The organism is Chitinophaga oryzae, assembly GCF_012516375.2.
Classification (GTDB): Bacteria; Bacteroidota; Bacteroidia; order Chitinophagales; family Chitinophagaceae; genus Chitinophaga; species Chitinophaga oryzae.
The window spans coordinates 12905-38091 of sequence record NZ_CP051204.2 but is presented as its reverse complement, the minus strand read 5'-3'; the positions used below and the strand labels follow the sequence as shown (position 1 = coordinate 38091).

General features: G+C 50.4%; 23 protein-coding genes. 9 read left to right on the top strand and 14 right to left on the bottom strand.

Annotated features, from left to right (window positions below):
• The first annotated feature begins 3 nt into the window (after positions 1–3).
• Both HF324_RS00150 and HF324_RS00145 read left to right on the top strand, forming a co-directional pair.
• Positions 4–750, top strand: a complete 747-nt coding sequence (locus HF324_RS00150) for a succinate dehydrogenase/fumarate reductase iron-sulfur subunit (protein WP_168808271.1) — start codon at positions 4–6, stop codon at positions 748–750.
• 218 nt (positions 751–968) lie between these two features.
• Positions 969–1343: an IPT/TIG domain-containing protein gene (locus HF324_RS00145; RefSeq protein ID WP_168861712.1), complete on the top strand. Its 375-nt coding sequence runs from the start codon at positions 969–971 to the stop codon at positions 1341–1343.
• Between the two features lie 102 nt (positions 1344–1445).
• On the opposite strand, the gene HF324_RS00140 is transcribed toward HF324_RS00145, so the two are convergent.
• The 12 genes from HF324_RS00140 to rlmD all read right to left on the bottom strand — a co-directional run bounded on the left by HF324_RS00140 (position 1446) and on the right by rlmD (position 14927).
• Positions 1446–3416: an SGNH/GDSL hydrolase family protein gene (locus HF324_RS00140; RefSeq protein WP_168861711.1), complete on the bottom strand. Its 1971-nt coding sequence runs from the start codon at positions 3414–3416 to the stop codon at positions 1446–1448.
• A gap of 178 nt (positions 3417–3594) precedes the next feature.
• Positions 3595–4302, bottom strand: a complete 708-nt coding sequence (locus HF324_RS00135) for a DUF4377 domain-containing protein (RefSeq protein WP_168861710.1) — start codon at positions 4300–4302, stop codon at positions 3595–3597.
• Between the two features lie 105 nt (positions 4303–4407).
• Positions 4408–5289 carry a hypothetical protein gene (locus HF324_RS00130; RefSeq protein WP_168808262.1) on the bottom strand — a complete coding sequence of 294 codons (882 nt, stop codon included), beginning with the start codon at positions 5287–5289 and terminating at the stop codon, positions 4408–4410.
• A gap of 17 nt (positions 5290–5306) precedes the next feature.
• Positions 5307–5927: an alpha-ketoglutarate-dependent dioxygenase AlkB family protein gene (locus tag HF324_RS00125; RefSeq protein WP_168861709.1), complete on the bottom strand. Its 621-nt coding sequence runs from the start codon at positions 5925–5927 to the stop codon at positions 5307–5309.
• A gap of 41 nt (positions 5928–5968) precedes the next feature.
• Complete coding sequence (locus tag HF324_RS00120) at positions 5969–6595, bottom strand: DNA-3-methyladenine glycosylase family protein (protein ID WP_168808258.1); 627 nt, start codon at positions 6593–6595, stop codon at positions 5969–5971.
• Between the two features lie 52 nt (positions 6596–6647).
• On the bottom strand, positions 6648–7622 hold the full coding sequence (locus HF324_RS00115; protein ID WP_168861708.1) for a M28 family peptidase: 975 nt from the start codon (positions 7620–7622) through the stop codon (positions 6648–6650).
• A gap of 38 nt (positions 7623–7660) precedes the next feature.
• Positions 7661–9157, bottom strand: coding sequence for a cysteine--tRNA ligase (cysS, locus tag HF324_RS00110; RefSeq protein WP_168808254.1), 1497 nt, complete (start codon positions 9155–9157; stop codon positions 7661–7663).
• 154 nt (positions 9158–9311) lie between these two features.
• Positions 9312–10454: an endonuclease/exonuclease/phosphatase family protein gene (locus HF324_RS00105; RefSeq protein WP_168808252.1), complete on the bottom strand. Its 1143-nt coding sequence runs from the start codon at positions 10452–10454 to the stop codon at positions 9312–9314.
• A 30-nt stretch (positions 10455–10484) separates the two neighbouring features.
• Positions 10485–11558 (bottom strand): endonuclease/exonuclease/phosphatase family protein, encoded by a 1074-nt coding sequence (locus HF324_RS00100; RefSeq protein WP_168861707.1) that lies wholly within the window; start codon positions 11556–11558, stop codon positions 10485–10487.
• A 139-nt stretch (positions 11559–11697) separates the two neighbouring features.
• Positions 11698–12633 (bottom strand): rhomboid family intramembrane serine protease, encoded by a 936-nt coding sequence (locus tag HF324_RS00095; protein WP_168808248.1) that lies wholly within the window; start codon positions 12631–12633, stop codon positions 11698–11700.
• 48 nt (positions 12634–12681) lie between these two features.
• Positions 12682–13506, bottom strand: a complete 825-nt coding sequence (locus HF324_RS00090; RefSeq protein WP_168808246.1) for a rhomboid family intramembrane serine protease — start codon at positions 13504–13506, stop codon at positions 12682–12684.
• Complete coding sequence (gene rlmD / locus HF324_RS00085) at positions 13506–14927, bottom strand: 23S rRNA (uracil(1939)-C(5))-methyltransferase RlmD (RefSeq protein ID WP_168808244.1); 1422 nt, start codon at positions 14925–14927, stop codon at positions 13506–13508. Before rlmD ends, HF324_RS00090 begins: the two co-directional genes overlap by 1 nt.
• Before the next feature lie 97 nt (positions 14928–15024).
• Between rlmD and HF324_RS00080 the strand changes: the two genes are divergently transcribed.
• The 4 genes from HF324_RS00080 (at position 15025) to HF324_RS00065 (ending at position 18937) form a co-directional block, all read left to right on the top strand.
• A complete protein-coding gene (locus tag HF324_RS00080) occupies positions 15025–16431 on the top strand; it encodes a TlpA family protein disulfide reductase (RefSeq protein WP_168808242.1) in 1407 nt (468 codons plus the stop codon).
• Between the two features lie 123 nt (positions 16432–16554).
• Positions 16555–17268 (top strand): porin family protein, encoded by a 714-nt coding sequence (locus HF324_RS00075; protein ID WP_168808240.1) that lies wholly within the window; start codon positions 16555–16557, stop codon positions 17266–17268.
• A 154-nt stretch (positions 17269–17422) separates the two neighbouring features.
• Entirely contained in the window at positions 17423–18049 is a 627-nt protein-coding gene (locus HF324_RS00070; RefSeq protein WP_078669807.1) for a porin family protein, read from the top strand.
• 189 nt (positions 18050–18238) lie between these two features.
• Positions 18239–18937 (top strand): porin family protein, encoded by a 699-nt coding sequence (locus tag HF324_RS00065; protein WP_168861706.1) that lies wholly within the window; start codon positions 18239–18241, stop codon positions 18935–18937.
• Between the two features lie 443 nt (positions 18938–19380).
• Here the strand turns inward: HF324_RS00065 and HF324_RS00060 are convergent, their stop codons facing one another.
• On the bottom strand, positions 19381–20334 hold the full coding sequence (locus HF324_RS00060) for a methylenetetrahydrofolate reductase (protein WP_168808236.1): 954 nt from the start codon (positions 20332–20334) through the stop codon (positions 19381–19383).
• A gap of 171 nt (positions 20335–20505) precedes the next feature.
• On the opposite strand from HF324_RS00060, the gene lptB reads away from it, so the two are divergent.
• The 3 genes from lptB to fabG are packed head-to-tail and all read left to right on the top strand — an operon-like array spanning position 20506 to position 23587.
• The gene (gene lptB, locus HF324_RS00055; protein ID WP_078670338.1) at positions 20506–21267 is read left to right on the top strand and encodes an LPS export ABC transporter ATP-binding protein; all 762 of its coding nucleotides are present in this window, start codon (positions 20506–20508) and stop codon (positions 21265–21267) included.
• A 23-nt stretch (positions 21268–21290) separates the two neighbouring features.
• Entirely contained in the window at positions 21291–22820 is a 1530-nt protein-coding gene (locus HF324_RS00050) for a GH3 auxin-responsive promoter family protein (RefSeq protein ID WP_168808234.1), read from the top strand.
• Positions 22821–22837: 17 nt separating this feature from the next.
• On the top strand, positions 22838–23587 hold the full coding sequence (gene fabG / locus HF324_RS00045; protein ID WP_078669811.1) for a 3-oxoacyl-[acyl-carrier-protein] reductase: 750 nt from the start codon (positions 22838–22840) through the stop codon (positions 23585–23587).
• A gap of 115 nt (positions 23588–23702) precedes the next feature.
• On the opposite strand, the gene HF324_RS00040 is transcribed toward fabG, so the two are convergent.
• Entirely contained in the window at positions 23703–25166 is a 1464-nt protein-coding gene (locus HF324_RS00040; protein WP_220100654.1) for a SusD/RagB family nutrient-binding outer membrane lipoprotein, read from the bottom strand.
• Positions 25167–25187: the final 21 nt, after the last annotated feature.

The window sequence follows — 25187 nt, the reverse complement described above, 5'->3', positions numbered from 1 at the left end:
TGTATGCATATACGATTAAAAATATGGAGGCAGGAAAACAGCCACGATACCGGCAAGATGGAGGACTATGCATTGGCGGATGTGAATCCCGATATGTCTTTTCTGGAGATGCTGGACATGCTGAATGAACAGCTGCTGGCGCAGGGGCAGCGGGTTGTGGAGTTTGACCACGATTGCCGTGAGGGCATCTGCGGGCAGTGCGGCGTGATGATCAACGGGCGTGCGCACGGGCCTTTAAAAAACACCACTACCTGTCAGCTGCATATGCGCAGTTTCCGGGACGGGGACACGATTTATATAGAACCTTTCCGTGCGACGGCTTTCCCTGTGAAATGCGATCTTAAAATAGACCGCAGCGCGTTTGACAGGGTGATACAGGCCGGCGGTTATGTATCTGTGAATACGGGGCAGGCGCCGGAGGCCAACAGTATTCCGGTGGGGCATCCTGTGGCGGAAGCGGCGTTTGACGCAGCAGCCTGTATCGGCTGCGGCGCCTGTGTGGCGGTGTGTAAAAACTCCAGTGCGGCATTGTTTACCAGCGCGAAGATCACCCATCTGGCACTGTTGCCGCAGGGCGCGGTGGAGGCGCAGGAACGGGTACGTCATATGGTGGACCAGATGGATGCCGAAGGGTTCGGTCATTGCAGCAATACCGAGGCTTGTGAAGCAGAATGTCCGCAACAGATTTCAGTGCTGCATATCGCGCGGATGAACTGGGAATACAACAAGGCGCAACTGCTGAAAAAATAGCGCAGTGCTACATTGCGGCGTTTACGTAGTTATACGTAATTTGAAAAAATTTGTTGGTTAAAACGAATGTTATTTGCAGAAAAAGATGTAGATTTGCATCCGCTTTTATACCGAAGATATACTGTTGCGAATAAGAGTTGCTACATGCAATAGTGTTACCCCGGATTTTATTTGTAACAGGGTTTGTTACCCTACCCCAAAATGAAGTATTAAATAAGATGAAACATTACAACACGTTTGTGGTGGCCCTTATGCTGCTGGTAGCGGCAATGACGGCTTGTTCCCCAAACCAGGAAAAAAGAGAAAAAGAAACAGCTACAGTGACCGGTAACGCCGGTAATTTTCTGATCATCAGAGGTCATGGTTTTAGCAAAGAGAAAACTGCGAATAAAGTGATCTTTGGCGATGTGGCAGCGCATATATTGCGTGCAGAAGCCAACTATCTGCTGGTACAGGTACCGGAGCAGAAAGCAGACACTGTACAAGTGGTAGTAGCAGTAGGAGCTAACACCTCCAACGCTATGTTGTTTGAATACAACTCCGGACGGAAGCTGGTAGCATCCGCACGGGATTTCGCCGGCGTGGCGTATTAATAACGCAGCGTTTAATTGTTATACCATAGCTTTATTTGTAAAGTAGAAATGAAAAGGGCGTCTCTAAAAAGAGGCGCCCTTTTTTTACAGAAAGATTTCCCGTTAAATTTTTATGAGCCGGTGCTGATATTGTTCGGTGCCGCAAATCACCCGGATGATGTAAATGCCGGGAGCCCAGCCATTGACAGACAGGGTTGTCCTTCCGGAGCGGCGTTCGCTCAGTATCCTTTTGCCCGTTGCGTTATATACCTCCAGTATAAAAGGTGCATTGTTTACCGGGGGGATCACCACATAACTGGTAGCGGGATTGGGAAACACCGCCAGCGGCCCCTTGCTGGCGGAAATGTGCCCGGTGGCGGCATAGGTTGTTGGAGGCGCTGCCATGAGCATCGGTGCGGCTGCGGCAGTATCGGGGCACACGGCTGCAGGGATGTATTTGTCCACCACCCTTTGAAACAGGATACGATGACCGGCAGCATTGAAATGTACATCATCGCCGCTGTTGTATTCAGGCAGGATGTATCCGTTGGGTTGTGCCAGGCCGTTCCAGAAGTCAATGGCTTTATCTCCGAAGTAGAGATTAATGGTGTCTTTCATCTGTGCCAGCCGCAACGCTGCGGCATAACCGAGGTTGCCTCTGGGTTGGGTGGTAGATACCCACAACGGAACATTGTGCAGTGCCGCTTCCTGTTTCAGGGCGAGGTAATTGGCGGTTTGTTTCGTCAGCGGAAAGTTCCGCGCTTCGTCGTTGGTGGGCATGTTGATGATGATGGCATCCGGCTGCAGGGCGATAGCCTTCGTAATGTTGTGCGCGGTGTCTACATAATAGGTAATACCGGACACAGTATAAGGAGGTGTGCCGGTGGGCATAATCGCCTGTGTTGTGTTGCTGCCGAATGCCATCAGGATGATAGAGTCTGCGCTGTTATGCTGTTGTTTGAGATAACGGTTATACCGCATTACCCAGGCGCTGTCGCGGTTGGGCAGACCATTGCCCCACGCTGTAGAAGAGCCCAGTACCACGATACGCAGCGGTTTGTTGCAACTGCCGGGCACATATACCACTTTGCCGCCGGCAACGCTGCTATAGTAGTGGCGGTTTAAGGTGGCCTCCATATTCAGCCGGTAATAGTATTGCTGGTTGAGGGCTACGGTGGTGTCGGTAAACTGGTAATTGCGTTGTGTGGATGAGCTTCCCGCTGCGTTAACGCTGCCGATGGCCATCCAGCTGATGGTATCGATGCTCCGCTCGATGATGAATTTTACCGTACTGTTTTCTTCGAGGGTACTCCAGGAAAGTTGTAACCGTTGCCCGGCGGTGGCCACTGTAAAAGCGGACAGCCGGAAGGGCGGGGCGGGAGCTGTGGTACACAGCGCCTGTGGCAGTTGTTTGGCCACCACCCTGTCGAACAGGATACGTTGTCCGGCGGAATTCAGCAGGGCGTCATCGCCGCTGTTGTAGGCCGGTAGGATGTATCCCCTGCTGTCGGCCAGTCCTGTCCAGAAGTCGATCGCTTTGCTGCCGAAATAGGTAATGATGCTGTCTTTCATTTGCGTGAGACGAACACCGGCGGCGAGGCCCAGGTTGCCGCGGGGTTGTGTGGTGGCTATCCATAAGGGGATGTTGTACAAGGCGGCTTGCCGTGCCAGGGCTTTCAGGTTTGCCACTTGTACGGTCATCGGAAAGTTGCGTGCTTCGTCTTCATTGGGAATGTTTATGATAATGGCGTCGGGCGCCAGTGCGATAGCGCGGGTGATATTACACGTGGTGTCTACTGCGAAGGTGATCCCGGACACGGTATAGGACGGTGTCCCATTGGCCTGGATGGTGTGGGTGGTATTACCGCCTTTCGCCAGGATGATCACCGTATCGGACGGATGGTGCGTTGCTTTCAGGTAACGGCGGTAACGGAATGTCCAGGCGCTGTCGCGTACCGGCACGCCGTTGCCCCAGGCTGTGGAAGAGCCCAGCACAACAATCTTCAGGGGATTGGTACAGGTCTGGGAATAGCTGTCAGAAAACGGTAACAGGAAAAAGAAGGTAAGCAGATACAAGTAGCACAGCTGTTTCATGGGGTGGATAATTAGGGATTAATAATAAAAATTCAGCGGCGGTAGTGTATACCCAAAAACAGGGGGTGTATCTGCGGTTACAGGTATCTAAAGTTAAGCAATTAATCCCGTTTGCGGAAAAAAAAGAGGTTGTCTTATACAAGACAACCTCCTCTGTTATAATGGGTTACTAAGTAGTCTATTTCAGCTCTTTCGGCTGCATCCCGAATATCATGACCAGCTGATTGTTTTCGTAGAAGTTCAGTGTCTGGTCTGCCACATCATAGCGATAGGTATGTTCACCGATCCTCTTCAGGAATTCCGTTTCGCGGCGCATCACATTTTCATCCATGCAGGCCATTCTTGTGCTGATCACCATTGTAAAGGTAATGTTTTCTCCGTTAGTTTGGTAACCTCCGGAAATACGATTGCAACCGCCTTTACCATGGAAACGTTTTGCTGCCGGATCAAACTCTATCCAGATGCCGGATTGTGTGAGCGTGCTGTCTCCGAGTTTAATAAGATTCCATCTTTTGCTGGCGATAAACGCCCACGGGGAGCCTTTTTCAGGAGTGGCGGTTATTTTTTTCTTCTCCAGTACTTTCCGCAGGGTGTACCTGATGGAAGAGCCGTCGGCCGGTGGATTTTTAACAGGCGTTACTCTTACCAGCAGTTTGTAACGATAGCCGGGCGTATATTTAAATCCTTCAATGCCGGTGTACAGGTTAGACCATTCGGTATCCTTCACGCCTTTGATCTGCAGGCATTCCATGGGCGCTACGCCGGTACATGGCTCCTTGGATTCTTTCACATAGATTGTCTGATTTTTTGGGGACTGCTGCTTTTGTACAGGCTTCAGGGGCGTCATCAGTGTCGTAGCCAGCGTCAATGCTAATTCAAGAAACATAATTGTGATTTTAATCTTTAACAACAAAAGGTACCTGACGGTTTACTTTTGTCAGAATACCTTCTGTTTGCAAAAACGCTGCCAGCATACAGAATGTTACAGCTTTCAGGACGATTTCCGTTTACCTATCCGCTGTATGATGCTGGTGTAGTAGGCCAGTTTATCTTTTCCCGGCAGGCTGATCACCTTTACATCATTGGCGGTAAGGAGGTCCAGCTTGAATTTGGAGGCAGGCACCAGTTCTTCCGGGATGTAATAGTAGAGGGTGTTGTGCACCGGTACATTTTTATGATGAAATTTCTGACGCGCCCTGTAAGTGAGCAGCCACCAGAGGTCTGTTTCCACAAAATCGAGCGACAGTCCGAAGATGTGGATGTCATGGGTAAAGAAAAAGTCTATCCACGAGTGATAGTACACCTGTTTGGCGTGTATGCGTCGCAGTAAGGATGCCTTTGGTACTTCTTTGCTGGAGTAGAAGGTCCCGCTTACCACATAGTTACGCATCAGCTGCAACTGGCCGCCATAGTGCTCAAAGCCAAGGTTGATACTCATGGGGTTGAGGCAGTCGCCATGGATATGCCAGTAATGGATATCGTCCATGGTATACCGGCGGAAGATGCTGTAAAATTTTTCATTGATAAGACTGGTGTTTTCATAAGGAGTCCTGCCTTCAAGGGTAAACTCATAGTTGGTGGTCAGGATATGCGCCGGTTTCAGGGCCCTGATGGCAGCATGGATGCCATTGGCTTTAATTTCGGCGGCTTTGATGGCGATGAAAGCTTTCAGTTCCCTTTCCCGGAGTTTTTCTCTTTTGATGGCGGTTAAAAAAACCTCTTCATACAGTAGCGGGAATGGTTTTTTGTCGTCCAGTTCCACGCAGTCTCCTGTATGACAGAAGGTGATGATATCCTGCAGCAGGTCTTTCCAGCTTTGTCCGCTGGAAATGTTGTTGATATCATTTCCGATTAACAAAATAAGGTTGTTCATAGCAGGTGTATATGGTTTTATGGGTGGATAAAGCGGAAGGTAAGGTTGATCCTTCCGGAGATCTGCCGGTTTGTTTTGGGTACCTGATGTTCCCAGTATTGCTGCAGTGTCCCTTTCATGACCAGGAGGGAGCCATGTTCCAGCAAAATTTCATGTTTCAGGTGATGATCATTTTTATAGCGTAATAAAAAACGGCGGGAGGCGCCGAAGTTGACAGAGGCGATTACCGGATGGGGCCCCAGTTCCGGCTCATCGTCGGCATGCCAGCCCATAGAGTCGCTGCCGCTGCGGTAAAGGTTGAGCAATACACTGTTGAAACTGGTTTGGGCGACGTTGGTAATACGGTCGCGTATCTCCTGTAGCGCTGCCGTCCACGGACGAGGTTCAAAGGTATTACCGGAAAAACTGTAGGAAGTGGCAGCGTCTCCATACCAGGCCATCAACCGCGGAAATAACACCTGTTTGCCATACATGTTCATCGATTCCTGTTTCCAGTCGATCGTATCCAGTAACGTCTGATAGTAAACATCACTTTCCGCGGGCTTAAAAAAGCACGGATAATAAGCCAGTTCTCCGTTCTTCAGGTGGATGGCATTCCCGGCGTCGGGCTCTTCAAAAAGGCTTCCCTGCAAACTCATGATACAAATTTACAACGGCAGTACGCAATGTATTTACATGCTTATTGATCTTTCCATTGCCAGAGATAGCGGCAGGCATGGGTCCGGTAGGGCGACCATTTGGCGGAGATGGTTTTCATTTTCTCGCGGAAAGCTTTCTTATCGGTGGTGTCCAGCTTGTACAAACGGGCCATCGCCTGCTGTATGCCCAGGTCGTCGACGGAGAAAACATCTTCGCGGTGCAGGTGGAACATGAGCAGCATTTCCACGGTCCACCGGCCTACTCCTTTGATCTGGGTAAGGCACAGCATGACGGCTTCGTCGTCCATTTTATGCAGCCTGGCATCGGTGAGCTTCTGTGCGATGAAGAAGTTGGCCACATTGTGCACATAGGAGACTTTGGCGTTGGACAACCCGATGGCACGGAGCTTTTCCGGCGGGGTGGCGGCTACCTGCTGAGGCGTTGGTTCTTTATTGCCATAAAGGGCCAGGAAACGGGCATAGATCACATCGGCCACCCTGGTGGAGAGCTGTTGGGCCATAATGGCGCCAATAAGGCGCAGCGGGAAGTTTTTCTGCTTTGCCCGCACAGCCAGCGGCCCGCTGATGATCTTCTGCAGTTTTTTGTCTTTGCTGAGATGGGAGATATAAGCATGCTCCGTTACCGGAGTGCCTGACGGTCTGGGCATAAACGATTGATTAAATGATTATATCCGCTATCCTGCACTCCGGCAAGGGCCATTAATAGGAGAATGGCTGATTGTAGATGACCTGCAGGATAGTTTGTCCTACTGCTTTTAACGTCCTGGTGTCAATCACGCTCATGTTATCCCCCTGGGTATGCCAGTGCGGCGCAAAGTTGCCGCTGGCCTGCCAGGCGATGATATCAAAAGTCGGGATATTGGCCATGGTATTTACATAAATGTGATCGTCGGTAATGTAAGACCCGTTCTTCTCGTACCGGAAATAGTCGGAATAGCCCAGCTGGTTGGCGACGTCCCAGAACATTTTCATAGGACCGTAAGCATATTGCTGGGAAGAGCCTTCCATGTAAAACTGGGAGCCGCGGCCGCCTACCATGTCCAGCAGGATGCCGTAATTGGCTTTATAGCCCTTTATATGCGGGTTTTTAGCCCAGTACTGGGTACCGAGGCAGAAAGAGTTTTCGTTGTCTTTAACGCCGTAATCCTCTACGTCTACCAGCAGGATGTCTACGCCGGCTTCGGGCTTATGTGCCCTGAACTGGCGGGCGGTCTCCATGAGTACGCCTACGCCGCTGGCGCCGTCGTCTGCGCCGTCCAGCTTGCCTTTCTTGTCAAAGGCGTCTTCATCGGCCCAGGGGCGGGTATCCCAGTGCGCCAGCAGCAGCACGCGCTGTTTGGCGGCAGGGTTGAAGCTGGCGATAATATTGATACAGGGCAGTTTCTCTTTATTCGGACCTTCCACCGTGGTACGTTGCACATATACGGTGTCTGCCCATTGTTTCAGGGTGCTGATCATCCAGTCGGCGCAATGCTGCTGTGCGGGCGTATTGGGTATCCTCGGTCCGAAGCTCACCTGCTTCGCCGTATAGGCGTAGGCAGAATCCGCATTGAACGCCGGTACCGGCACATTCAGTTTGGCCACTTTACTGGCGCCGGTGCTGTCAACGGTGTTGTCTGTTTTTGGAGATGGCTGCTGACAAGCGCCGGCCAGGAGGGCCAGCGTTGTCAACATGCTAAGAACTTTACGCATTATTATCAGTGGGTATTTGCTTATTGAACGCTATAAGTGACGTTACCGTCTTTTTCATCCTTGAGCTGTATGCCGATGCCCAGCAATTCATTGCGGATACGGTCGGAAGTAGCGTAGTCCTTGCGGCCTTTGGCTTCCTTACGCATGGAGATCAGCATCTGCAGTACGCCGTCCAGTAACTGGTCGTCGCTGCTGGCCGGCGGTTGTTGTACGCCGAGGATGTCTACCAGGTAAGTCTTCCAGGTTTGTTGCAGCAACCGGAACGTGTCTTCGCTGATTTCATGCATTTTGATCTGGCCGCCTTTCAGGGAGTTGATAACAGGCGTCAGCTCAAACAGGTTGGCCAGCACCTTGGCGGTGTTGAAGTCGTCGTTCATGAACTCAGCGCATTCCTGGCACCAGGTGCGCACCTGTTTATCCAGCTCCTCGTTGAGGGCGGCGCCGTCGGAGGTATAGCTCAGTTTCTGCAGCGTTTCATAGGCTGCCCAGAGGCGTTGCAACCCTTTTTCGGCAGCCTGCAGCGCTTCATTGGAGAAGTCGAGCGTGCTGCGGTAGTGCGTTTGCAATACGAAGAAACGGATGGTCATGGGGCTGTAGGCCTTGTCCAGCTGCGGGTTTTCGCCGGTGAACATTTCCGTAAGCTTGATGGTGTTGCCATAAGCTTTGCCCATTTTGCGGCCGTTGATGGTGATCATATTGTTGTGCATCCAGTAACGCGCCATCATCTCGCCGTGGGCGATCTCGCTCTGCGCTATTTCGCACTCGTGATGGGGGAACTGGAGGTCCATACCGCCGCCATGGATATCGAACTGATGGCCCAGGTATTTGGCGCTCATGGCAGAGCACTCGATATGCCAGCCGGGGAAGCCTTCGCCCCAGGGGCTCGGCCAGCGCATGATATGCTCCGGCGGCGCTTTTTTCCACAGGGCAAAATCCGCTTTGTTGCGCTTTTCGTCCTGGCCTTCGAGCTCGCGGGTGGTTTCGAGCATGTCTTCCAGCACACGGCCGCTAAGGATACCGTAGTCATAGCCGGCGGCGTATTTCTTTACGTCGAAATACACGCTGCCGTCCACTTCATAGGCATAACCCTTCTCTATGATCTTTTTGATCATCTCTATCTGCTCGATAATATGACCGGTAGCGGTAGGTTCGATGCTCGGTTCTAGGTTGCCGAACTGCAGCATGGCCCAGTGGAACAGGTTGGTGTATTTCTGCACCAGCTCCATAGGTTCCAGTTTCTCCAGTACGGCGGATTTGGAAACTTTGTCTTCCGCCGCGCGGCCTTCCTCCTCAAAGTGGCCGGCGTCGGTGATATTGCGTACGTAACGTACTTTATAACCCAGGAACTGCAGGTAGCGGTATACCACGTCAAAAGTGATATACGGGCGGGCATGGCCGAGATGGGATTCTCCGGATACGGTAGGCCCGCAAACGTACATGCCTGCGTGGCCGGGATGCAGCGGGGTGAATACTTCTTTCTGGCGGTGTATTGAATTGTATATTTTGAGTTCTGACATATGCTGTAATTAAGATTTCCGGGGACCTGTTACAGGCAACAGGCCTTTTTTCCGGTGGTGGATGGCAAAGATAAATATTGTTCCAGTTGTAAGTAAAAAGTCCGGAAACAACATCGGTCAGATCTCAAAATATTAAACATTTTCATAATTATACTTATTTGTTTACTTCTACTTCCTGCACGCCGCTGCCGACAAGGCTGAGGTTGGCGATGACCGGATAGTGGTCGGACAGGTCGGATATGATTCTCCGAAAACTGTTGACCTTAAAATCAGTGCTGGCAAACACATAGTCAATGCGCAGGGTGGGGGCTATCCCGTTAAACGTGCGGCCTACGCCCCAGCCCTTGTTCAGGAAAGCGTCCTGAAGGTTGCCTTTGATCGTGAAATAGGTATACGACGCCGGGGTGTCGTTAAAATCTCCGCATACAATCACCGGGTAAGGGCTCTGCCGGATAAAATTACCTACAATATCGGCTTGCTGACTGCGGCGTATATACGCCTCGCGCATTTTCTGAATGATGTTCTTCGTCGCCACCAGGCCGGTATCTTCCTGGTTTTTGATCTTGCGAATATCGGTATAGTCTTTTTCGTTGAAACGGTACGACTCCAGGTGCATATTGACAATCCGGATGGTATCATCGTCCTTTACAATATCTGCATAAATCAGGCTTTCACTCAAAGGGCCCATGCTCATTTTCACTTTGTCTGATGCAATAATAGGGTATTTTGAAAAGATGATGGAACCCCAGTGCTGCATCCCGTTGCGGTTAAAGTCGCTCGAAAAGAAACGGAACGGCATTTTCATCTCCCGGGAAATATCCTCCCGGTTATTAAAATCGTTTTTCCGCTCGGACGTGTAAAAGTCCTGGAAGCAGGCAACGTCCGGCTCCTGCTTTTTGATCAGCGCAAACATGGCCTGCCGGTTGTATTTACTGTCTTTTTCGCGGTACAGGCCGAACTGGCTGACGTTATAGCTCATCACGGTCAGACTTTGCGCCGCCGGCGCCGGTTTATTACCGGACGGCAGGTTAAATGCCAGGAAAGCGCTGATGGACTTCCAGCCGAGAAACAGGGCGGTGAGCGATAAAAAAGCATATTTGTAGTTGAAAAACAACCACCCCCCCAGAAATATCACCAACAGTCCCAGTAAAAAGGGAAAAGCCAGCGTAATGAAGCTGATAGGCCAGAACCAGGCCGGTGAAATATACGGTGCAAGGCAGGCGGCAAGAAACAGCACCACCACTCCAACGTTGATGAATACAAAAAAGCCCTTCGTAAATAGTCTTAAAAATCGCACCGCGTTTCCACGTTTGTTGAATGAATAAAGTTAATGTTTTTTCAACGACAGACGGGATATAACCGGGAAATGCTCTGACTGCGGCATTTCCGGCACCCGGCATCCTTTGATGCTGAAATGCCGGTCCGGCAGGATGTAATCGATACGCAGGGTGGGCGACAGGTAGGAGAGCGTCCGGCCCCATCCCGTCCCGGTGGCCAGGAAGGCGTCCTGTAGCCCGGCGGCAGCAACGCGGTAACTGTAGGATGCCGGCGTGTCGTTAAAATCTCCGGCCACGATCACCGGATAGGGACTGGCCGCTATCAGCGCCTTTAGCTGTTCCACTTGTGAAGCCCTGCGCCGGAAGGTAGCCTTCATTTTACTGCCAAGGTTCATCAGCTGTTGTAAACCGGTTAACCGGAGATCGCTACGTTCAAGCATATACGAAGTGAACTGAACGCTGAAAATTCTAAGGGTATCGCCATGGACTATTACATCCGCCTGCAGGAAACTGCGGCCGCTGCGGGGAGCCAGGCTGTCGCTGAGGATCATCGTGGCGGCTGCAACAGGGTAGCGGGAGAACAGCGCTATGCCGTAATGCCATGTGTCCCAGTTAGTATGGTCAGGGGCGAAATAATGGTAAGGATACTGGCCGATCTGCCGCAGTGAGTCGATATTGTGCGACTTGTCGGGGCCGTCGTTGGTGTAAAACTCCTGCAGGCAGACGATATCCGGCGAGGCGTCCGCAATCTGCCGGAAGATGGCGGAACGGAGCGACTGGTTGATTTTATACCCCTGCAGGCCCATGCTGCTGCTGTTGTATGTCATCAGGGTAAAGTCGTTGCTGCCGGCTTCAATACGAAGGTCCGTCTTCGGCGAAAAATGAAGCCCCCAGGTATTTAAAGCGGGGCGTATGCAGAGCGCCAGCGCAATGCCCAGCGCAAAAAAGTACTTTTTCTGCTGCCGCCAAAACCACAAAAGCGGCAATGTTAACAGGCAAAAGAGAAAAACGATGGGGAAAACGAGGGCGGCAAATCCGGAAACCCAATAACGTCCCGGGTTGAGCAGCGGCAACCAGGCGCTTGTTAGTAAGATAAGGATGAATAAAGAGCAAACAAACTTCATGGACATCTGTTTGGATATTTTTTATTTAGGTATTGGGAAGGGTAAGTTATTATATTAATCCGCAACTTGCGTATTAATAATCCCATCGTCACTAAATACCTGAATAACCCAATAAAAAAATAACCAAATTCCTGAATGCCTAGTTTTCTCCCGCACGGAGCAGCGTTTCCCGCTCTTCAGGCGATAAGGAGTCGAGGCCCATTTCGTTGATCTTATCAAGGATTTCATTGAGCCGCTGTTCCGGCACCTGCCCGATTTTGCGGTAAGGCTGACTTTCCAGCCTGGCGACGATCTTAGCGGCGCTTTTCGGGTGGTTGGGATCTATCTGTTGAGCGGCAGGATGGAAAACGTGTGTCAGTTTAAACAGCAGATGGTTGAACCCTGCGCCCCAGTCATGCCCTTTTTTCCAGCTGTACATAAACAGCAGTCCGGCGATGGCGCCGCCGGTGAGCTGTACCAGGTAGGCGATGCCGCCCGGGCTGGACACGCTGGTGCCGATGGAGAGGCCTGCGTATACAATGGTGATGATCCAGAGGGGGATGCCGCCCGCCAGCAACGGGAAGATCCGGTAGCGCGGAGAAATCAGCGTAGCACCGGCTGCCATGGCCACTATACTGGGGGAAGACCCCATGGTGGCTGCGTTGGGCAGCAGGGTATGAAGGCCGGGAATAGCCTGAACGCCGAGGATATAAAAGAGGTTGCCCACCAGGCCGCCAAACAGGTACACAGGGAGTATCCGCTGATGACCGGCGATATGCTGCAGGAAAGTGCCGAAACACCACAGCCATACCATGTTGGTGAATACCTGCCACACTTCTATATGGGAGAAAAGGGAGGTAAGCAGTGTCCACGGGCGCGCCAGCAGTTGGGAAGGATCAGCCGGCAGCCGCAGCCAGTTCATAATATTTTTATAGAAAAGGGCATCTCCTTCTTTCCCTACTTCCATGGTATAGATCACCTTGGCGAAAAGCAGGAATATAAAAACAGTAAGATTAACAACCACTAACTGGGTGACCATATTCCGTTCTTCCCCAAGGGAGAGACGTGGCATTTTCTCTTTTTCCAACGCATGCATGGTACAAGTAATTTACAATACAAAATTACGGCTTAATAAAGTCTTGCGTCAATAAAAATCCGTTCGGTTTCTTTTATTCCAGCCTCTGAGCAGCAGGTACGCAAAAAGTGCGCCGCCCAGGTGCGCAAAGTGGGCTACATTATCGTCCGGTGCGTTTTGTACGCCGGCCCATACTTCCGTAAGGATCATAAAGGCCACGAAGTATTTGGCTTTTACGGGGAAGAAATACAGGAAGATAATAGCGTTGGGGAAGAGGTAACCAAAGGCGAACAGGATACCGTATACAGCGCCGGAAGCGCCTACCACGATACTGTTGCTATAAGCAAGCATGTATTGTTTGACATAGATTTTTGCCATGTCGATGGCAAACTGGTTGCCCTGTGCAATGGCCTCCTTCATGTCATTCATGCTCACATTGGCATTGTCCAGGTGGAACTTGCGGTCCAGCGCCACAAAATTATCGAAGGTAGGATTGTCCAGGAAAGCATTGGCATATTTGGTCAGCGTCATGTTCTCATAGGTGAGCACACCCATGTAACAGAGCGATGCGCCGAGGCCGCAGATCATGTAGAAAATCAGAAAACGTTTGGAACCCCACCGGTTTTCCAGGGTGGAACCAAACATCCAGAGGGTAAACATGTTCATGAACAAATGCCAGAAGTCACTGGTAGAGTGCATGAACAGGTGGGTAATGAACTGATGAGGCCGGAATCCCGGTGATCCCCAGTAATGAAGGGCAAAAAGGTCGTTCATGTCATACCCATACCGCTTGAGCAGGGTGATCTGTACCAACCAAACCAACCCGTTAATGATCAACAGATTTTTGATCACAAGGGGTAAAAACTGAAATTTTCCGGGCCTGTACTCGTTCATTATTGCTGATTATTTTCTCTTTTCTTCAGTAACACCACATTTTCGATATGGTGCGTATGCGGAAACATATCTACGGGTTGTACCTTTTCCACCGTGTACAGTGCATCCAGCAATGCCAGGTCTCTGGCCTGTGTAGCCGGGTTACAGCTTACATATACGATTTTTGGGGCAGCAATTTCCAGCAGCTTGTTGACCAGCTTTTCGTGCATACCTGCCCGTGGAGGGTCGGTGATGATCACATCCGGCTGTCCGTGATGCGCAAAAAAGGCGTCGTCACAGATGTCCACTACGTCGCCGGCAAAAAATTCGGCGTTGTCTACCTGGTTCATGGCGGCATTTTCGCGGGCATCGTCGATCGCTTCTTTGATCAGTTCGATGCCTACCACTTTCCTGGCCTGCCGGGATACAAAAATACCGATACTGCCAGTACCACAATACAGGTCGTACACAATTTCCGAACCAGTCAGCCCTGCAAAGTCGCGGGTTACTTTGTATAACACTTCTCCCTGGTAGGTGTTTGTCTGGAAGAAAGATTTCGGACCAATTTTAAAAACAAAGTCCTCCAGCTTCTCTTCTGCATAACCTTTCCCGAAATAAACTTTGGGGTCCAGGTCGAAGATCGAGTCGTTTTTCTTCGGGTTGATGGTATACAGCAGCGTGGTGATGGCAGGTACCGTCTTCAGCAGATGGTCCAGCAATGCCACCCTGTTTTCTTTGTCTTCATGGTGGATCACCAGGTTGACCATGATTTCCCCGGTGGTACACAAACGTACGACCAGGTTCCGCAGCCAGCCTTCCTGCAGGCGGATATCGTAGAAAGACAGCTCGTGCTGTATCGCGTATTCCCGGATGGTGTTGCGGATAAGGTTGACCGGCTCCTGCATCAGATAGCAGGTCTGGATGTCGAGCACCTTATCGAACAGCTTGGGCACATGGAAGCCCAGTGCCGGCCGGACGGGGATTTCGCCGTTGAGGGCGCGCACCTCCTCGTTGGTGAGGTAAGCCTTGTTGCTGAAGGTAAACTCCAGTTTGTTGCGGTAGTGCTCCGTATGGGCCGAGCCGAGGATAGGGCTCATGGGAGGGAGCTCCAGCTTGCCGATCCGCTGCAGATGGTCTGCTACCTGCTGCTGCTTGTATTCCAGCTGCAGGCTGTAGGGCATCATCTGCCATTTACAGCCGCCACAGGTGCCGAAATGCTGGCAGAACGGGGTAATACGCTTGTCGGAGTAACTATGTATATGAACGGCTTTGCCTTCCGCCCAGTCTTTTTTATTTTTGGACAGGCGTACGTCCACAATATCACCGGGCATTACGCCGCCTTCAATAAAGATAACTTTACCGTCGTGCCGTGCCAGGGCCTTACCTTCCGCGGCATAGCCGGATACAGGTACATGTTCTATTACTACGTTTTTTTTCCTCACGGCTGCAAAGGTAAAAGGAAATCATGAATCGTTGGCCGTAAAAGGATACCACAGTTAGCTTTTTTACTTGTATTTTTACATATTGTTACCAATTCCTATGCGTAAGATATTTCTCCTGCTTCTGACAGCACTCTCTATCCAGCTCCACCTGCATGCGCAGGGCTATCAGCTTTCTATCCGGCTGAAGAACTATACCAGCGGCAAACTGTTCCTGGCCAACTACATGGGACGGACCACCTACCTGGCCGATTCGGCGGAGGTAAATTCCGCCGGTGAAGTGGTGCTGAAAGGAAAAACGCCCCTGTATCCCGGCATTTACCTGATCGTACTGCCAGGCAGGCAGAAATACGTGGAAACGCTGATCGATAAGCAGCAGTTCTTCAGTGTGACGATTGATACGGCTGACCTGGTGGGTAAAACCGTCTACAAAGGGTCGCCGGATAACGAGCTTTTCCTGGCCTATAACCGGTTTCTGTTCCGGCAGGAGTCGCTGACCCGCAGCATCACCGACCAGTTGAAAACGGCCCGCACTGCCGCTGATTCCGCCAAGGTGGCGCCGTTGCAGCAGGAACTGGGCAAAAAACTGCAGGAATACCGCCAGGAGCTGGTGTCCAAACACCCGGAAGCCATCCTGTCGGCGATTTTCAAGGCAATGAAAGAACCGGAGATACCACAAAAGCCGGAAGGGGAGGATTCTTCCTTTGCCTACCGCTACTTTAAAGGACACTACTGGGATGAGGTGGAGCTGTCTACCGACCGGCTGGTGAGAACACCGGTACTGGAGGCCAAGCTGAAAAAGTATTTCTCCCAGCTGGTGGTGAATATGCCCGATTCTATTATTGCAGACTGCGACGCGCTCCTTGCCCGTACCCGCAAAAGCAAAGAAACCTTTAAATATGTGCTGTGGTGGCTGACCTACAACTATGAAAGCTCACCTTACATGGGTATGGACGCCGTATTTGTGCACCTGGTGGAGAAATACTACGTTCCGGGAGACGCTTTCTGGCTGAACGATGAACAACTCAATAAAATCATCAACCGCGCCTATACGCTGGCGCCTAATCTGATCGGCCAGCAGGCGGCGCCGCTGGAATTGAAAGATACCGCGTCCAAACCTGTCTCCCTTTATAAAACAAAAGCGAAATATACCGTGCTGGTGTTCTGGGACCCAACCTGCGGGCACTGTAAGACAGAGCTGCCCCGGCTCGACTCCGCTTTCAAAGCCAGCTGGAAAGACAAAGGGGTGGCGATGATCGGTATCAAGACGGAAGGCACGCGCGAAGAGTGGTTATCTTTTATCAGGGACCATCACCTTACCGGGTGGGTGCACGCCCTGGATGCGGACAACTCCACCAATTACCGCCGGCTATATGACGTTTATAGCACACCGGTAGTTTATCTGCTGGACGAGCGGAAGAAAATTGTTGCCAAACGTCTCGCTGTAGAGCAACTGAACGATTTTCTGGAGCGTTCGGGGCAAAAAGCCACAGCAGCGAAGCTGTAGAAAACAGGGTGTAGAACGTAGAATATATACCTCGTTTTATATTGATAATCAATTATTTATATTAAATTAACATTCTTTTGGCATACTCTTTGAATTTTGGGACGCGGACCAAAAATTCAGGTTATGACCAAGAAGACGATTTTTCTCTCCTTTGCAGCGATGACCTTGTCCTTTGCAGCGATGGCTCAGGCCCGTGTAGGCATTAAAGGTGGCTGGAACCTTGCCAATATCACCACCAGCAATGACGGCAGTACGAAAGATGCCAAAAGTCTGTCCGGCTTCAATGTCGGCGTGATAGCGGATTTGCCGCTGGTACCCCGTATTTTGTCATTCCAGCCTGGGGTGTTTTATACCACCAAGGGTACGAAATCCGAAGTTGGTGACAAAAACAATGTGACCGTCACCAATCCTTACGCTAAGTACACACAGAATCCGTCTTACATTGAAGTTCCCTTGAACTTTGTTGCAAAACTGCCGGTGGGTGAGCACGCTAGTTTGTTCGCAGGCGTAGGCCCGTATTTTGCATTCGGGGTTGCAGGGAAGAACAAGTACGAAGCCACTACTGTGGCCGGTACTACAACTGGTTCTTCCAGCATTAAGTGGGACGACGACACGCCGTTTAACAATGGAGACCTCAACCAGGGCCGTGACAAATGGAAACGGTTCGACTGGGGCGGTAACGTACAGGTAGGCGCCGAAATCAGCAATTTCCTGATCAGCGCTCAGTATGGTATCGGCTTTGCCAAAGTTTACTCAGGCGAAATCAACAGTACAGACAACAAAGACAAGAACCGTGTATTCAGTGTTTCCGTGGGTTATCTCTTTGGCGGCAAGTAAAAATTTCCGAACAATTTTTAACTCGTTTTGTAATTACAGCTAGCAAGCAAAAAGTACAGGCTGATTCATAATCATTTAGCAATCAGAAAAAGACAAAAAGTGGCGTCACCGGCCTGTTGGCGTCACTTTTAACCTCATCCAAATACACATTAAAATGAAAAAGGTACTCTTAGCTGCGGTCGCCTTATTGATCGCAGGCGTTACATTCGGTCAGACAAAATGGGGCATTGTAGCAGGCCCTCAGTTTTCCAGTGTAACCACCAAAGCATCCGCTTTTGGTACTACCTCCAAGGAAACCAGCAAGCTTTTGACAGGATTAAGGGCCGGCGTAACCGTCGACATTCCTTTAGGGGATGAATTTTACGTAGGCACCGGCTTATTGTATTCCGGCAAAGGCGGTAAGTTCAAAAACTCCGACATGAAGGTGTCCCTGGGCTACCTGCAGGTGCCGATCAACTTCATGTTCAAACCTGAAGTTGGCAGCGGTAACCTGGTACTGGCCGTCGGCCCTTACATCGCGTATGGCGTTACCGGTAAATACAAGGACATGCCACTCGTCGGTGAAAGAAAGGCTTTCGATGACGAAGCCGGTCTTGCTAAACTGAAGCGTTTTGATGCAGGCGGTAACATCCAGATCGGGTACGAAATCCCTGCCGGCCTTTATTTCGGCCTGAACGCCGACCTGGGCATGGTCAACGCATTTGACAATACCAGCAACGACGCTAAGTTTAAAAACACTTCCTTCGGTGTGTCCGTAGGTTATAAATTCAGCGGTCGTTAATCATCGCGAAAACACCACATCACAATTAATTAACAGGCTGCCTGGTAAGTTCCAGGCAGCCTTTTTTATATAAAATTCGAAACCTTTTGTTTAGCTTCGCCGTTAGTAACCATCGGGTGAACCTGAAGAACCTTGTCTGTTTCATAACGATATTGAGCAAGTATCATTAATCCCGTAGTACAGTTCTACATGAAGTGTTTTAAATTCCTGTGCGTGTTGGCCACGCTGGCTGCTACCACCACAATTGTTAATGCCCAGGTAAGCTTAGGTTTGCAAGGGGGTTATGTGAATGCCGAAATGAATGTCTCTTCCGGATCCTCCGGGGGCACACAGCCCGGATCAAAGCCGTTGCACAGCTGGCAGGCTGGTTTTTACCTGAATATTCCCCTGTTTCCCAACGGCGCCCTGCAACCGGGACTAAGTTATATCGTTAAAGGAGCCAACCGGTCGTTTAACGGCCAGCAGGACGTCAACGTGGCTTTACCCGGCGCTACTAAAATCAGACTGCAATACCTGGAACTGCCGGTAAACCTGGTATATAAAATTCCGATCGGTATTGGAAAACTGGCAATCGGCGGTGGCGGCTACGCAGCTTATTGCACACGCGGCGATTATGACCTGGCTATCTACAAAGAAGGAAAATTGCTGCAGTCCAGCAGCCAACGGGTAGACTTCGGAAAAAGTCCCAATGTGTTCACCACCGGGTATGACCTGCAGCGCTGGGATGCCGGTTTAAATGCTGTTGCCACCATCGAGTTTAACTGCTACGTGACGCTTGGCGTTAACTACAGCTACGGCCTGATAGACATGGACAGGTCCGCCGGTAATATTAAGAACAGGTACTTCGGCGTCAATGTTGGCATACTGTTTAACCGGGAAGACTGGTAGATTGTATTTAATTATTTTAGTATTTGTTTATTTTTTATATTTGTTGACTGATGGATACAGTTTCCGGGGCTGCCGTACAGGCATCATGGAAGTGGTTTTCCTTGTCTGACAGCGGGAGCGTAAGGTAATAACAGGCATCCGTTTATTTATTTTCGTACATACTTATCAGTTAATCATTAATAGGACCAGGAGGCCGCCGTAAAAGGCGGTCTCTTTTTTTTTGCCGGGGGGAGTAGGGGTGAACCTGTTTGTGTGCGTCTTGTTTACAGAAAGTTGCTTCCCCAAGGGGTTGCGATGATCATTGGACAGTTAATTTAAATGTGTGACAGTTATAGGGATATGCCACTACGTCTCTACGTAATGGCATTATAATATGAAAGAAAAGCAAAAAAGGGAAAGACTTTCGTCATTCCCTTTTCTTTTTATGTAAAAAACGGTTTGTCTTATATGATGGCTTCTACCGCTTTGCGCACTACCTGTGGTTTGCCCAGCGTGTAGTAGTGGAGCACCGGTACGCCAAAAGCTTTTAATTCCCTGGACTGGTTGATCAGCCATTCGGTGCCTACCTGTTCTACCTCTTTGTCAGTTTTGCAGCGCATAATTTCGCCGGACAGCTCCGTGGGCAGGTCTACATGGAAAATCCGCGGCAGGATGTTCATCTGCTTTTTGGAGGTAAGGGGCTTCAGGCCCGGGATGATTGGTACGGTGATGCCCATTTCGCGGCATTTGCCCACAAAATCAAAGAATTTCTGGTTGTCGAAGAACATCTGGGTGACGATATAATCCGCTCCCATTTCCACTTTTTTCTTCAGGTAGCCCATATCTGTCTGCATATTGGGCGCTTCGAAGTGTTTTTCCGGGTATCCGGCCACGCCGATGCAGAAGTTGGTTTTTACGCCGCCCTGCAGGTCGTCTTCCAGGTATACCCCGTTATTCATGTGCACTACCTGGTCCAGCAGTTCGCTGGCATAGGCATGACCGTGAGGGTCGGGCTCAAAAAACGTTTCGTTTTTTGGAGCGTCTCCCCTGAGGACCAACACGTTATCTATCCCCAGGAAGGCCAGGTCGATCAGTGCGTTTTCAGTTTCCTCCCGGCTAAAACCGCCACAGATCAAATGGGGGACCGCATCCACATTATAATGGTTCATAATAGCGGCGCAGATACCTACCGTACCGGGGCGTTTCCGGATTTCCACCTTTTCGAAAGCACCGTCGGCCTTCTTTTTGAACATATGCTCACTGCGGTGGTAGGTTACATTGATATAGGCCGGCTTGAAGTCCATCAACGGGTCCAGATGGTCGTAGATGGAGTCAATGCTCTTTCCTTTCAGCGGGGGAAGGATTTCGAAAGATATCAGTGTATCCTTCGCCTGGGCAATATGTTCTGTTACTTTCATGTGTTATGGAATTTGTGGAATAATGGCTGTTTGGGTAAACCTTATTCCGACTGAAAATTTACGGGGGCAAAAATAACATATCCCCTCGTCAATCTTCCATGATTTTTCATCCTGGCACAACTATAACTAGGCCAAGTGAATGAATTGTTTAATTTTGCTAAGTTTGATCATATGGCATTAAGAATACATACGGACCAGCTGGTAAAGCGCTACGGCGCCAGGACGGTGGTAAACCACGTGTCTGTTGAGGTGTCCCAAGGGGAGATCGTAGGGCTGCTGGGCCCTAACGGAGCGGGTAAAACCACTTCCTTTTACATGGTAGTAGGGCTTATCAAGCCGGATGAAGGGAATGTTTACCTCGACGAGGTGAATATCACCAAGCTTCCCATGTATAAAAGGGCTAAAATGGGTATCGGCTATCTGCCGCAGGAGGCTTCCGTGTTCCGCAAACTCAGTGTGGAAGACAATATAGCCGCCGTGCTGGAGATGACCGACCTCAAAAAGGCGGAGCAGAAAGACAAGCTGGAGGCGCTGTTGAGCGAATTCCGCCTGACGCACGTCCGCAAGAGCCCCGGCGACGTACTGAGCGGTGGGGAACGCCGCCGTACCGAAATTGCCCGCGCCCTGGCTGTAGACCCTAAATTCATCCTGCTGGATGAACCCTTTGCCGGGATTGACCCCATTGCCGTGGAAGATATCCAGTCTATTGTAGCTAAACTGAAATATAAGAACATCGGTATCCTGATTACAGACCACAACGTACAGGAAACACTGTCTATTACCGACAGGGCTTATTTATTGTTTGAAGGAAAAATCCTGAAATCGGGGTCGGCAGAAGAACTGGCTGAAGATGAACAGGTAAGAAAAGTGTATCTTGGCCAGAATTTCGTTCTTCGCAGGAAGAATTACCTGGACGAAGCAGCTAAACAATAAAAACACGCTACAGCATCCTATATATGAAGATTTTAAGTCCTGCCATATCACAACTCGCACGTTTGCGCATGGGGCGCATTGCCTATTTTATGCAATATCCCGTGCAGGTGCAACAGCAGGTGTTCCAAAACCTTATCAGCGCCGCCCAGTACACGGAATTCGGTAAACAACACGGCTTTTCGAAGATCTATAAGATAGAGGAATATAAAGAAAGGGTACCGGTACACACGTACGATACCATCAAACCCTATATCCAGCGTACCATGGAAGGTCAGCAGAACGTTCTGTGGAATACGCCTATCAAGTGGTTCGCTAAATCCAGCGGTACCACCGCAGACAAAAGCAAGTTTATCCCCGTAACCGTGGAAAGCCTGGACGAATGTCATTACCGTTCCGGCCGCGACGTGATCTCTCTTTACTACAATAATTTCCCTGACTCCGACGTATTTACCGGAAAATCGCTGATCATCGGCGGCAGCCACCAGGTCAACAAGCTGTCGGAAGACAGCGACTCCTACTGTGGAGACCTCAGCGCGGTAATGCTGCAGAACATGCCCTTTTATGGTAACATGATCCGCACGCCCGACCTGGAAATCGCCCTGATGGACGAATGGGAAGAGAAAATAGAACGCATGGCCAATGCGGTGATCCACGAAAACGTGACCTCCATCGCCGGTGTGCCCACCTGGACCATCGTGCTGATCAAACGGATATTTGAGCTTACCGGCAAAGATAACCTGGCAGACGTATGGCCCAACCTCGAACTGTATATGCACGGCGGCGTAAGCTTTACGCCATACCGCGACCAGTTTGCGAAACTGATCCGCAACCCGCTGATGCACTACCAGGAAACCTATAACGCTTCGGAAGGCTTCTTTGCCGCCCAGGACGTTATCGGTGAAGAAGGCTTGCTGTTGTTCCTCAACCACGGCATCTTCTACGAGTTTATGCCCATGGAGGAACTGGGCAAAGAAAATCCGCGTACCCTGCAACTGCAGGAAGTGGAAACCGGGAAAAACTACGCCCTGGTGATCAGCACCAACGGCGGATTATGGCGTTACCTCGTAGGCGACACCATCCAGTTTACCTCCCTGCTGCCTTACCGCATCAAGGTGAGCGGCCGCACCAAATCGTTTATCAATGCTTTCGGTGAAGAAGTGATCGTGGAAAATGCCGATACCGCTATCGCAAAAGCCTGCGAAGTGACCGGCGCCGTTGTGAATGACTATACCGCAGCACCCGTATATTTCAGTGACGAAGGCAACGGCGGACACGAATGGCTCATCGAGTTTGAAGTGTTGCCCAATGATGTCAACACGTTCGTATCTGTGCTGGACAACACCCTGAAATCCATCAACTCAGACTACGAAGCCAAAAGACATAAGGACATCGCCCTGCGCCCGCCGGTAGTTCATGTACTGCCCAGAGGCACGTTCTGCGAATTCCTGAAAAGCAAAGGCAAACTGGGCGGCCAGCACAAAGTGCCCCGTCTGAACAACGACCGCAATTATCTCGAGGAAATTCTGAAGTTTGCGGCAACCATGAACACTTAAAACCTATCAACTATAACATGAAATTACTGGAGAACAAAGTAGCGATTGTAACTGGCGCCAGCCGTGGTATTGGAGAAGCGATTGCTTTAAAATTTGCAGAACAGGGAGCTAACGTGGCTTTTACTTATGTAAGTTCTGATGAAAAAGCGAGAATCCTGGAAGAGAAACTCCGTGCGCTGGGCGTACAGGCAAAAGCCTATAAGTCAAATGCCGGTGTTTACGAAGAGACAGAGACGTTGGTAACGGAAGTGCTGAAAGAATTCGGAAAAATTGATATCTGCGTGAACAACGCCGGTATCTCCAAAGATAACCTCCTGCTGCGTATGAGCCCGGACCAATGGGATGATGTGATGAACATCAACCTGAAAAGCGTGTATAACATGACCAAACACGTGATCCGCCCAATGATGAAAGCCAAATCCGGCAGTATCATCAACATGAGCTCTGTTATCGGTATCATGGGCAATGCCGGTCAAAGCAGTTATGCCGCTTCCAAAGCCGGTATCATCGGATTCACCAAATCCATCGCACAGGAACTGGGCAGCCGTAACATCCGCTGCAACGCGGTAGCGCCGGGCTTTATCGAAACAGATATGACCAGCTACCTGAAAGAAGGCGAACAAGCCACCAGCTACATCCAGCAGATTCCGCTGGCCCGCTTCGGCACGCCGGACGATATCGCCAATGTATGCCTCTTCCTGGCTTCCGACATGAGCAGCTATGTTACTGGTCAGACGATCAGCGCCTGCGGCGGTTTATGCATGTAGTCAATTACGAATTACGAATTACGAATTGAGGGCTCCCTTTTAGAGAGGTTATTAAGTAACCTTCCCATAAAGGAGCCCTCAATTCGTAATTCGTAATTTGTAATTCGTAATTGGGCTATTGTTGCCACCATACTTTGATATCGATCTTGTCACCTCCCATCTGTTCTACCGCTTTCAGATAATTGTCAGTATTGTAAACCCTGGCGGTAGTAGGATAATATAACCTGTTGGGCATCTTCCTGTCATTATACATGAAAGTGGTGGTAGGCAATACCGGCAGGCCGGTACGGCGATGCTCAAACCATTGCTGGTAATCCGTGAAGAAAAGCGCATAATACTTTTGCAGCATGATACGTTCCAGCGTACCGTCGTATTTGGTGCTCTCCAGCGTGAAGTAATTGTCCGGCATCACACCTCCCCACATCTCGATAGCAGCTTTCACTCCTTTCTGGTAATGCTCTTCCGCAGTTGCCGCAGGAATAATATTGCGCTGTGCCAGCTCTGCCTGTATCAGCTCCACTTCGGCGTAACTGAGGACCGGCGCTATCATGGGCGCAATGACCAGCCGCTGTAACAACCCGGAAGGGCTGTAGTTAACGCTGGCAGGCGACTCCATGTAATTCACGGGAAGACCTTTGTACCCGATGTTTTTGTTGTTCTTATCTTTTGCCTGGCCTGCAAACAGCGCTAAGCGGGGATCTTTGAAGTTGCTCAGGTTGCTGATAAAGAAATCAAAATACACGCGGCTGGTGCTGAAGTCCTGTGGTCTGCTCCAGGGCGAGATATTCGGCGTAGTGCCTGTAATGTTCAGCACGGCGGCTTCGGCATTGCTCTGGAAGATGGGATATTTAGTAGCGTCCTGCAACATGGCGGACATGATGTCTGCGTTGCCGGGCAGTCTTTTCATCGTGCGCAGCAGCAGGCGGAGGCGGAGGGAGTTGGTGAACTTTCTCCATTTGGTCAGGTCGTTGTTGAAAAGGATGTCCGGCGCATACATGGTAGTGGTACCGGTACCGTACAGGGTATTGGCTTTTTCCAGGTCTGCCAGGATGGTTTTATAGATGACCTCCTGTTTGTCGAATGCAGGGAAGAAAGTGCCCTGTTCGCCGTTCAGTGCGTTGCTCATCGGGATATCGCCGAAACAGTCTGTCAGCATGGAATAGAACCAGGCTTTCAGGGTGAGGGATATCGCGAGGTAGTTATTGTTGCCCAGTTTGATGGCAGACAATTCCATTTCACGGGCGTTGGCGAGGCCCTGGTAGTAAGTATTCCAGATGCCGTTGCCGATATCTTCGCGGAAGTCGTACAGGTAAGCCTGGTCTTCTACGGACTCGTTCGGGTATCCGCCGGCGACCTGCATCAGCTCAAAAGTAAAGGAGCGGCTGCGGCTCATGCCGTAAGAGGCGGCGTTGTAAATGGTAGGATTCAGCAGGGTGCCCGGTGTAATGCTTTCAAGGCGGTTCGGGTCCTTGTTGGTTTCCACAAAGTCTTTGGTGCAACTGCCCAGCAGCGCAGTGGCCAGTACGGCGGCAGATACGGCTTTAAAGCGGTTGCGTATGTTCAGAAATATCATGGTCATACTGATTTCAGTAACAGAGAT